Consider the following 10,887-nt stretch of genomic DNA (forward strand, 5'->3'; position numbering starts at 1 on the left):
GGCTGTTGGTTGAGCGGCTGGGAAACGGCCCTGGCCTACCGGGCAAAATCAGCATCTTCCACTAGCGTCGATGCAAACATCATTGTCAGCCAGACGATTCCCGACCCGGGACTTGCCCTTGCGGTCACGACGATCGACTCCTTTCAGCCGGAAACCTGGGTCATCGGCACTCAGTATCAAGGTGACGGCTGGCGCATTGGCGGCAGTATCGAACAACAGAACTGGTCAGAACTGGAGGACGAATTTGCCGGCGACACCATTAAGGATCAGGCCAGCCTTTCCCCCGCTGCCCGGATGCAGTTTGACGACATCCTGGTCCCTCGTATCGGTGGCGAGTACAGGTTAAATGATAACTTCATGTTCCTTACTGGTGTCGCCTACAGAGAATCCCCCCTGAAAACCACTCGAAACCGGGAAGTTAACTACCTGGATACCGACAAGATCTCTATTGGACTTGGCCTCAGTGCAACGTACAACCGTACCCGTTTTCTGGCCTACCCCGTTCGCGTGGACCTCGGTTACCAGTATCAGATGCTGCAAAAGCGCGACTTCACCATTGTTGATTTCAACGGAAACGAAGAAGACGTTACTGCGGATGGCGATATTCACGTGTTCAGCGGCTCAGTTACGCTGAAATTCTGAAGAGGTGCGGCATGAAAAGAACAATTATTGCATTGAGTGTCACCACGTTACTCGCAGGCTGTGGCGGTGACGAGCAAACAATGACCCAAAGCTCAACACCCGGCTCGCTAATGTTTGCCTATCCGGCTGACTCAATGTCGTCAGGCAGTGATCAGCCCGATGTCACGTCCACCGTTCCCACAACGGCACCTGTTTTCCTGCGTTTCAACAAGTCCATCGACACACCGTTGACTGACATTCCCGATTCTCTGATCCTGAAGGATGCCACCGGAAACGAGGTTACCCTCACCGACGTGATGTTTACTGATGAAGACAAGATGGGGCTTGCGGCAAAGCCGGACAAGGCGCTTGCGCCGGGAACCAGCTACACCCTGACCTCAGAGGGCCTTCAGGCTGGCGGCACACCGGTGTCACTGACCGCAGATGGCATCAGATTCAGGACAGAACCGGCCACATCCGGCCCTATCCTGAGCCAGACCGAAGGCACCGGATTTGAACTGGCGCGAGCCATTCCGGACGGAGGGAACGACTACCCCGTCACGGACTTTACGACATTCCGGCTTCAGTTTACCGAGCCCCTCGACCCGCAATCGGTGGTTTACGGCCAGACCATCCGCCTGACGGACCAGGACGGTGAACCGGTGAATGCCGAAGTATACGCCAAGGGCCACCGGGTCACGGTGGATCCGGAAGGCTACCTGGATCCGGGCCTGACCTATAACCTGACCGTGACTACCGGCATCAAAAGCGCTCTGCTCGATGATGCCCTGTCCGAAGATCACACACTGACCTTCAACCCGATCGATTCCCGCTCCCCGACGGGCAAGCGCCAGATCATGGGCCAGGTAGCTGAAAGCATACCCGGCCAGTTGCCACTGACCGGTGCCGATTACAACTCGGTAAACCTGAGCTCCCTTCTTCTGGGCCCGAACAACCCGACCAGTGTCACCGGCACCGTGTTCGCGGAACTGGGCTTTATTCCCAAATTTGAAGCGGCGGGCCAGAGCATTCCCCTGAGGATCGACCGGGGCACCTTGCTCACCGGAAGCTCCGTGGTCGTCAAGGTCGCCGGCGCCGTGCCGGCCGGGTTCGAATCCGAAGCCGTCGAAGTTCGCTTTCTCTCGGATGCCAATGGTTTCCTGATGCCCAACCCCTATACCGATGCAGTGGATGCACCCCGGGTGCTCGAGCTCTACATCGATATGGCCCTGAATACCGGGAACACTGTTGCCAACGGCGCCCTTGGCCAACAGCTCATGCACGTGCAGCTCGTGGGCACCGCCATCGTCGAGGACGGCAAGCTGAGCATCGAAGCCGTTGGCGTTATTGAGCCGGACGTGATGGGTATTGACACGGCCTCAGGCCTGATCTCCTTCAAGCTGAACGGCTTCCGCAACGTCGAAGATGCCCCGCTGCAGGCCGACTTCGCGGACACCGAAGCGCCCTTCATCACGAGCTGGGTGCCCGGCACTGACAATCAGGCCAGGCTTCGCCCGGGCGACAATCTGGTGATCTACTTTAACGAACCGCTGCTCCCATCATCTATCAATTCCGACAACATTCAGCTGGAAAAGGATGGGGTGCTGGTTGATGCGAACCTGAAGGCCGATGGCGGCAGTGTGGTGATTCATCCGGCGGAACCATTGGTGCATGGCGCAAGCTACGTTCTCAGGCTCAATCCCAATGGGGCTTCGTCGCAAAACGGGTCCGGTTTGCGGGACCTGGCCGGAAACACCTTTGCCAGCCAGATTGCCCTGCCGTTCCAACTCAGCCCGACCGAGCCGGGCACGCCAATGGACCAGTCGCCGCTTGCGCTGATAACCCGGCCCGGTTATCCCTGCGCCAAAGCCGGCATTGATATCAACGCCGGCAACCAGGGACGTTGTGCCGGGGGCAAAGCCGATGACGACTTGCTCCCCCTTGGTCAACTCGAAACCGACAAGCCCATTATCGTCCGTTTTTCCCTTAACATGGACCCACAAACCATCGTCCCCGGCATCACTCTGACGGTTGAAAGGCAAACGGATACTGGCCAATGGGAGGAAATTGCGACCTCCGAATACACCCTCACGACCGAGCCACGGTCCCTGACCATTACGCCCCTGGTTCCGTGGGAGACAGGCAGCCTCTACCGCTATACGCTGAATGCCGCCAATGATGACAACTCAGTGATAAAGTCAACTGCGGGGCTGCCCCTGCAAACCGTCCTGCTCACCCAGGGTAAATGGGATGCAACCCACAGAACCGAGGGCGGCACGGCGCTGGTGAACTACTTCACCGGTATCGAGAAGAAGACTGCCACCTACCTGCCGCTGAGAAACCTGCCGGCGGCCGATGCCAATGCGGATCTGGACTATACAAAAGGTCTTGAGGCCGGCTCTCAAACAGGAGAAAGCGTTGCCAACGCGGTAGGCTTGGCATCCAATGGAGTCGAGTCACTGAATCCTCCTCAGCAAGATTCTCTTGTGGTTGACGCTGAAATTGGATGTGAAGTCGGGCAAAGCTGCCGGGAAGACAAATTCATTTATCTGACAGCCATGCTTGATACCTTCGTGGCAGGAACACCGGACGACCAGGGCAGGGTACCGGTGGAAATTTCGCCATCTGTGTTAGCCACCACATCCAGCGATGTGTGGGTCAAAATAGATACTGCGTTACTGGATGCATTTGCAAGCATTGGGCTTGCAGACACCGGCATTGAGGCTAACGAAAGTATCTCGACCGGTCCGCTCATGATGCGCATAAGATACCCAAGGGATGAAAAGGGGAATGTCAAACCGCTGACGGGCTTTCTATACACCAATGAGCAGGGCCAGTTTACCTTCGAGCTCAGTCTGGACGTATATCTGGATGCACCTTACCTCAACCCAAGCATTGGCCCGGCCGAGCTTGACCATAACCTGCGCAGCTATCCCATTCAGGACCTGGGTGGTGACCGCTTGACGCTGAGAGGGCCTGTGACCTTTCTCCAGGATGGCCGCATACAGATCCAACTGCTTAATGTCGAGAGGGTCCCGATTGACGTTGAAGTGCGAGGAGATATTACGCTCAACTCGAATAATGTAAGTGGTATATGCAGTCTGGTTCCTAACCTTTGTAACCCGATCATCAATCTTTTGGGGCTGAATGCAGACACCGTTATCCATCTTGAAATCCCTCAAGGTAAGCTTTCTCTCACCTATCTCTCACCAACCACACAGCAGTAACCCCAAGAAGCCCTGGTTCAACAGCCAGGGCTTTTTGCTTCAGCCTGAGAAAATCGAAGGGAAGATTGCAGTCAGGGAGGCCGTTTTGACCAGGAGGGGTGGATTGCACTCACAAAGCCACTGCGATGCCCTATTTTCCTACCTCAGAGGCTTGAGCATTTAAATATTCCAACAGATCATTCAAGCTGTGATGATACATGCCGTAGAACTTCTCCAGCTCAGCCAGTTTGGCCCGATTGCGGTCATTCGTGATCGTCGACCTGGCTTCCGCGACGACCGATTTTGCGGTCTGATATCTTTTTATCTGGCCTTCCAGGAAAGCAGCATAAGGGTTGGGACGAATTGAAAAAATCCTGCCGTTCACCTAACGCTGAACGACGTTCGACAATGCCCAACCGTTCAAGAAAGCAGGTATTCGTACTCACGCTGGTCTTACTGACGCGCAATAGTCCTACCAACTCTGACGAACTGACCGGGTCATCAGACACGATGAGGACCGCCCAGATTTCTCCTCCTATACGAGAAAGCCCGTCTGATTGGGCTAACTGGCCCATGCGTTCAATAAAGCGCGTATCTGATTCAGTGAGTGTTTTCATAGTTAAAGGGGCCATGCGGACCCTGCCAAACCAGCGCATCTGAACGCGTCTTGGCGCTTTTCCAGGCGGCTGGTGTTCAGGGTCCGTCGGAAATGTGCCAGAGCAAACCCGAAAAGGGCAGCCCCGACAAAGGCGATGGCCAGGAACTGCGGCCAGACGGTGGCGAAGCCCGCGCCACGATAAAGGATCGCCTGGGCCAGCATGATGTCCCGGACTGAACTTCACGGATGAGCGGGCTATAAGCGTTGCCCTCCCGGGTGATTTCGTCAGTCACTCTAATAACATGTTCCAGTCTAAACTGTGGGGCCGATCTAATCTAAGCATTCGCTCTTTAACCGAAACCAGAGGGCATAAAGCGCCGGGACAAACAATAGCGTAATCAGAGTGCCGACCGCTACGCCACCGATAAGCACATAAGCCAGCGGCCCCCAGAACAGGTCAAAGGTCAGAGGTACAAACGCCAGAACGGCCGCCAGGGCGGTGAGTACCACGGGGCGGGCACGCTGGACTGCCGCTTCGACAACGGCTTCCCGGGCAGCCATTCCTGCTTTGAAGTTGTCCTGCACCTGCTGCGTCAGAATCATGGTGTTTCGCATCAGGATGCCGCCCAGGCCAATCAACCCCAGCAGCGCGGTAAAGCCAAAGGGTTGATTAAACAGCAGCAGAGCCAGCACAGCCCCAATCAGCCCCAGTGGCGCGGTGGCAAGAACAGTCAATGTGCCGATAAATGAACGCATCTGAAGCATGATAAAGATCAGCATCAACGCCAACATCACCGGTTGTAATGTCTGGATTGAAGCATTGGCTTTGGCTGATTGTTCCACCGTACCGCCAATTTCAATACGGTAACCCTCCGGCAACTGTTCACGCAGGGCTGTCATCGCACTCCAGATTTCCTTGGTGACATCCGGTGGCTGGGCACCTTCTACATCGGCCTGAACGGCCAGGAAGGGGTCACGGTTGTAACGCTTTATGACGGGGTCCTCGTAACGAACCTGCCACTTGCCCAGTTGCTGTACGGAAAGTTTGCGGCCGTCGCGGGTTTTGATCTCAAGATCTTCCGGCATGATCACTTCGCCACGTGCATTACGCGCCACCAGTTGAACGCTCCTTATGCCCTGGCGCAGTTCGGTGACGGCCACTCCGCGAAGTTGGAACTGGAGTTGCCGGGCAACCTCTGCCGGGGTCAGGCCCATCCAACCCAGATTTTCCGGGTCCATATCAAGATAGAGCGTGGGTACGCGCTCGTCCCATTCGAGATGCGGCATGACGATGTTCGGATGCCCGGTCATGAGAGTCCGGATCTGGTGCGCGATCTCTCTGAGCTGATCGGCTTCCGGACCCAGCACACGAAAACTGACCGGCCAGACCACCGGCGGACCGTACAGCAAACGCGTTACACGCACTCGTGCCTCCGGAAATTCACCCGCCGCGATTCTGGCTTCCAATGCCGAGATGATGCGATCGCGCCCTTCAACGTCCTCCCCAATGGCAATCAACTTGGCAAATGCCGGGTCCGGCTGCTCGGGGTTGGCCGATACGAAGAATCGCGGTGCACCGGCTCCGATGTAAGCGGAAAGGCTTTTCACCTCCGGCATGTCCATCAGAATTGCTTCCAGGCGTCTGACACTTTGATCCGTGGTGGCAATAGCGCTCCCCTGCGGAGCATAGACACTGATCAGAACTTCAGGGCGATCAGAACTGGGAAAAAATTGCTTCTGCACCTGGGTTGCCATCCCGAAAGCACTGATCGCCAGCAAACCCACTGTGATAAAAACGACGGTTTTCCGGTACTGAACACACGCTGTGATCACCCCACGCAACCGCTGATAAAACGCGCTTTGGTAAAGGTCCTGGCCCATATGCCCGGTGTAATCGGGCAAGAGCTTGACGCCCAGATAAGGCGTAAAAGTTACCGCCACCACCCAGGAAATCAACAACGAAAAAGCCAGCACCCAGAAGATGTTGCCGGTGTATTCTCCCACTCCGGACTGGGCAAATCCGATGGGGACAAATCCGGCCACCGTCACCAGCGTACCGAACAGCATGGGCGCGGCGGTTACGCTCCAGGCATGACTGGCTGCCCGTACCCGGTCCCAGCCGCTCTCCATCTTCACGATCATCATTTCAATGGCGATGATCGCATCGTCCACTAACAGACCCAGTGCGATAATCAACGCACCCAGGGTGATGCGGTCCAGGTTTATGCCCGCCATTTTCATCAACAAGAAAGTCAGGCCGAGGGTCACAGGAATCGCAATGCCCACCACCAAACCCGCGCGCAGACCGATCGCCAGTATGCTGACCCCCATCACGACGACCAACGCAACCAGAAACTTGACCTGAAAAAGATCAACCGCCTGAGTGATGGCTTCCGCCTGATCGGTCAGGGTCTGTATTGACATTCCCAGCGGCAGCCTGCCCTGTTCGGCACTGACAAACTCGCGCAGCCGCTCACCAAACTCCAGGCCATTTTCACCCGCGCGCATGACGACACCTAACAGGATCGCATCCTCACCGTTGGAGCGGACGATGTAGCTCAAAGGATCTTCATAACCTAAACGCACCTCGGCCAGATCAGACACGGTGATAAGCTGGTCTCCGATACGCAGAGGTACTGAGGTGAGGCGCTCAAGGTCAGACAGGTCGATGTTGCTGCGGACATAAACCCGCGGGCCGGCAAGATCAACAAAGCCAAGAGGCTGAAGACGGTTGTTGGCCTCTATCGCCTGCAACACCTCTTCTGCCGACAAACCGAGGTTGTTGAGCCGGTCCTGATCAAATTCGAGATACACCCGCTCAGGACGCTCCGCCAGGAGCTGTGCTTTTTGCAAGCCGGGCAGCCGTTGCAGGCGATCCCGTATCGATTCTGCCTCGCGGGTCAGTTCACGCATCGGCAGCCCAGGTGCCGTCAGGGCAAGCAGGGAGAAATACACATCCGCGAAATCGTCGTTGACGATGGGGCCGATCACCCCCCGGGGCAGGTTGGATTGCTCATCGAGCATGCGTTTGCGGACCTGATAAAAGAGATCAGGCACTTTTTCGCTGGGCGTCGAATCCTGGAATCGGATAACCATGGCGGCCTGCCCGGGCCGAATGGTTGTTTCAATGGTATCGGTATACGCCACCTCCTGAATTTGCTTTTCCAGACGATCCACGACCTGATTCTGCAGCACCTCGGGGGTTGCTCCTGGCCAGACGACAGAAACCACCATCGCCCGGACGGTGAACGCAGGGTCTTCCGCCCGACCAAGGGAGGAGAACGCGTAGAAACCGGCAACAACGGACAGCAAAAGAAAAAAGAGGGTGACCGAACGCTCGCGCACTGCCAGCGCGGAAAGATTCGGTAAGCTCATTGAGCCAGCTCCTGCACCGCCATGCCAGGCGTGAGCAGGTGTGTCCCCAACGCGACGATGGGCGTTCCCGCGTTGATATCGGCCTTGATCTGCGCATACTCTTCACCCAGATCGATCACCTCGACCGCAAGGGGCTTCACCGTGCCATCGGAGACCAACCAGACCTGTGGCGTTTGCCCTCTCTCATCGAGGGCACCCAGCGGTACGCGATGGCTGGGCGCGGTTTGCTTCTGTGCTAACCGGACACTCACCACCGAACCCAGAGTTAAAGACGAGGGGTAGGGCCCCTCCAGGCTGTATCGGGCACGCCAGCTCCGGCTTGCGGGGTCGGCAGCCCCGGCAATCTCTCTCAGGCTCACAGCAAGCTGTTCGCCAGTGGGCAAAGGAACATAACCGCGCCTGGGCGGGTTACTGCCCTCTGGTAAAAAAACCTCGACTTCCAGCGATTGATCTTCGGCCAGAACGGCAAGGGTTTGACCGACACCCACAACCTGGCCGGGTTCAACGATGACCTCAGTGACCACGCCTGCATGGGCGGCTTTCAGTTCCGCATACCCCAAGGCATTCTGAGCCTGCTGATTGCGTGCAGAAGCCGTTTGCACCTGGCTGCGCGCCTCACGCTCTGCCAACTCAAGGCGTTGCAGGGTTTGTTCGCTGACAAACTGACGCCCCACAAGTTGCTGCTGGCGCTGGAGCTCATTGGTGGTAATTGCCAGGGCCGCTTCTGCACGCTTCAGATCCGCCGCGGCTCCCTCCGCCGTTGCTACAAGGTCTCGTGTATCGAGTTTGAACAGTAAGTCGCCTTTTTCCACGCGTTGACCGGCATCAATGTAACGATGTTGAATCCGACCGGCGATCTGAAAGGCCTGAGGAACTTCGTGGCGGCCTCGCAGGGTTCCTGAAAATCTGTGCGCTGTTGGGCCGGCGTCCTTTAGTTCAACTGTTTTTACCCAGGGGATAGGGGCGCGGGCCTGTGGGGGCGGTTCCGAAGACTGCTGACAACCAGACAGAATGAGCAGCGAGATAAACAGTGTCAGCATACAGCGCATGGCAGGTGTCCCGATTAGCAAAATCAAGGTGTGGGTATCAGTTCTCGCGGTGTCCGGACAACGCAAGTTGCAGGATGGCATCGCGAACGGTTTCGTTCTGCTCCATGGGCAGGAAGTGGGTCGTACCTTCAAGAACCATGACGTCAGCCCGGGGCAGCAGGGTCTGCAGGCGTTTTCGCGCCGCCGGCGAGAAGGTTGACCCGCGCTCCGCCGCCAGCGCGATAACCGGGCACCGCAACTGACGAATACCGGGCCAGGGGTTGTGTTCGGTATGGGCAAAGGTGGTGCTCTCCCACTCCGGCGCACACGCCAGGCGAACTTGATCGTCCTGCGGCAGAAAAGCGTGTTGGATGTAGGCCTCCAGCCATGCATCGGGCCAGGTCTTGAAGCCACCGCGGCCACGATAGTTGTCCAGCGCAGCAGCGTGCGAGTCGAATACCCGGCGCCGACGTGCGGCTCCGGCGGCCAGTGACAACCGATGTGACTGGCGTAGCAGCTTGGCCAGCCACAGCTTCAGGCCCTGCCCCGGATCCATGATCACCGGTTCCGCCAGAATCAGGCCCAGCACTTTGTCTGGCCGTCGGGCAGCGGCCATGATGCTGGTGGTGGCACCGATGGAATGGCCGGCGAGCCAGACCGGCTCGTCCAGGCTATCCAGCAGAGCGATCATGTCGCGATAGTAGGTTTCCCAGCCCCGGAATGTCGAAAAGTTCGCCGCACCGGCGCTGGCCCCGTGCCCCCGCATGTCCCAGGCCAGGACATTGACGTCCGTGGCAAGCTCATCAAGGAGGGGGCGGTACAGGCGGCCATGGAAACCCGTTGCATGGGCCCAGTGCACCGTGGGGCGCGCTTTGGATTGCGGCCAACGCCACAGTGCGATCTCCGCGCCATCCGGCGCCTGGAATTGGTCGCGTTCAGGGTTGTTGTGCTTATTGTTCATGAAGATCTGCTTCTTTGGCCGCCATTGTCGGGAGCAACAACTGAACCTGACCGCTGGCGATCGGTTTGCGCTTATCGCCCTGCCAGCAAGTCACCCGGACCAGGCTGCTCCGCCTGCCTTGCCGGACAATTTCGGCGCTGGCGAACGTCGATCGGGCCTGCGCGGAGCGGAGGTAGTTAATGTGGCTGTCGAGAATGCGTGGGCAACGTTTGTCGGTATCCTGGCTTTGCGCAGCGACCCGCGCGGTGAGTTCGATCAGGGCGCCAAGCACGCCGCCATGGAGGGCGGGTAGCATAAAGTTGCCAATGAGCGCTTCACGACACGGCATATGAACCACTAGACCTACATCGTCGCGTTGAACCTCAAGCCCAAGGTGCCGTGCGTAGGGAATGCGCTCCAGCAGAGCCTGCCAGTCGGAACATTCTTTCCCGCTTTCGGTAGGGCCTGAGATGGGTTGTGCCGAATCGCCAGTCGTGCTCATGCGCCCTCCTTTTTTCGTCCACCGGCCTGGAATCGCTGGCCCTGGGTGTTGCGCATGAAGGTGGCGTTTGCCGTCGCTAACAGTGCACTATCGCTCTCGCTGAGGATGTCGCAATGGATGAACGCGACCTCGTCCGTTAAATGACGACAGGTGGCCACCGCTGACAGGGCCCGGTCGCCGATGGCGGGCCGCAGATAATCCATGCGCAGATCCAGCGTGGCAATGGGCATCAACTCCAGGGCCCCCGCGAATACCGCCAAGCCTCCGGCGGAGTCGGCCAGCGAGTAGAGCACGCTGGTGCAGATTTCTTGTGTATCCTCTTCGGCGAACATCCACGGCTGTGGGGTCAGGCGCATGCAGACCTGGTTTCCGTTCACAGAGACAACCTGCATACCCAGATCCCTGCCGTGGGGAACCTGTTCGGTAAACTGCCACGCCGTCGTCACAGCGTCACTGTGCTGAGCTCTGTTCGACTCCGTCATCAGATATGCCCACCCCGGTTTGCATTTCGCGCAGGGGTGGAAGTGGCGGGAAACAGCTGATTGTCATAGGTCATTGCCATGTCAGTTTCTTCCGAATAACATTGTTGCTGGATTTTGGTTGGTTAACCAACCAAA

General features: G+C 57.6%; 9 protein-coding genes. 3 read left to right on the forward strand and 6 right to left on the reverse strand.

Going from position 1 to position 10,887, the window contains the following annotated elements:
• Both B2W52_RS15735 and B2W52_RS15740 read left to right on the forward strand, forming a co-directional pair.
• The coding region (locus B2W52_RS15735; RefSeq protein ID WP_286803705.1) for an outer membrane protein transport protein at positions 1–642 on the forward strand (642 nt) is incomplete at its 5' end.
• A gap of 11 nt (positions 643–653) precedes the next feature.
• Positions 654–3,848, forward strand: a complete 3,195-nt coding sequence (locus B2W52_RS15740) for an Ig-like domain-containing domain (RefSeq protein WP_039881818.1) — start codon at positions 654–656, stop codon at positions 3,846–3,848.
• A 242-nt stretch (positions 3,849–4,090) separates the two neighbouring features.
• Here B2W52_RS15740 and B2W52_RS15745 read toward each other — a convergent pair whose 3' ends face one another.
• Positions 4,091–4,444 carry a GbsR/MarR family transcriptional regulator gene (locus B2W52_RS15745; protein WP_227497733.1) on the reverse strand — a complete coding sequence of 118 codons (354 nt, stop codon included), beginning with the start codon at positions 4,442–4,444 and terminating at the stop codon, positions 4,091–4,093.
• A 92-nt stretch (positions 4,445–4,536) separates the two neighbouring features.
• On the opposite strand from B2W52_RS15745, the gene B2W52_RS15750 reads away from it, so the two are divergent.
• Positions 4,537–4,662 (forward strand): hypothetical protein, encoded by a 126-nt coding sequence (locus tag B2W52_RS15750; protein ID WP_264622537.1) that lies wholly within the window; start codon positions 4,537–4,539, stop codon positions 4,660–4,662.
• Between the two features lie 93 nt (positions 4,663–4,755).
• On the opposite strand, the gene B2W52_RS15755 is transcribed toward B2W52_RS15750, so the two are convergent.
• From B2W52_RS15755 to B2W52_RS15775, 5 genes are read right to left on the reverse strand one after another with little or no spacing between them, the layout of a single operon-like run.
• Entirely contained in the window at positions 4,756–7,800 is a 3,045-nt protein-coding gene (locus B2W52_RS15755) for an efflux RND transporter permease subunit (protein ID WP_008170321.1), read from the reverse strand.
• Positions 7,797–8,930 carry an efflux RND transporter periplasmic adaptor subunit gene (locus B2W52_RS15760; protein ID WP_349677076.1) on the reverse strand — a complete coding sequence of 378 codons (1,134 nt, stop codon included), beginning with the start codon at positions 8,928–8,930 and terminating at the stop codon, positions 7,797–7,799. Before B2W52_RS15760 ends, B2W52_RS15755 begins: the two co-directional genes overlap by 4 nt.
• Positions 8,887–9,789 (reverse strand): alpha/beta fold hydrolase, encoded by a 903-nt coding sequence (locus B2W52_RS15765; protein ID WP_008170317.1) that lies wholly within the window; start codon positions 9,787–9,789, stop codon positions 8,887–8,889. Before B2W52_RS15765 ends, B2W52_RS15760 begins: the two co-directional genes overlap by 44 nt.
• Positions 9,779–10,270: a PaaI family thioesterase gene (locus B2W52_RS15770; protein ID WP_008170315.1), complete on the reverse strand. Its 492-nt coding sequence runs from the start codon at positions 10,268–10,270 to the stop codon at positions 9,779–9,781. The genes B2W52_RS15765 and B2W52_RS15770 overlap by 11 nt, the downstream gene beginning before the upstream one ends.
• Entirely contained in the window at positions 10,267–10,752 is a 486-nt protein-coding gene (locus tag B2W52_RS15775; protein WP_286803706.1) for a PaaI family thioesterase, read from the reverse strand. The genes B2W52_RS15770 and B2W52_RS15775 overlap by 4 nt, the downstream gene beginning before the upstream one ends.
• Positions 10,753–10,887: the final 135 nt, after the last annotated feature.

The sequence above is a fragment of the Marinobacter sp. UBA2498 genome (genome assembly GCF_002341575.1).
Classification (GTDB): Bacteria; Pseudomonadota; Gammaproteobacteria; order Pseudomonadales; family Oleiphilaceae; genus Marinobacter; species Marinobacter manganoxydans.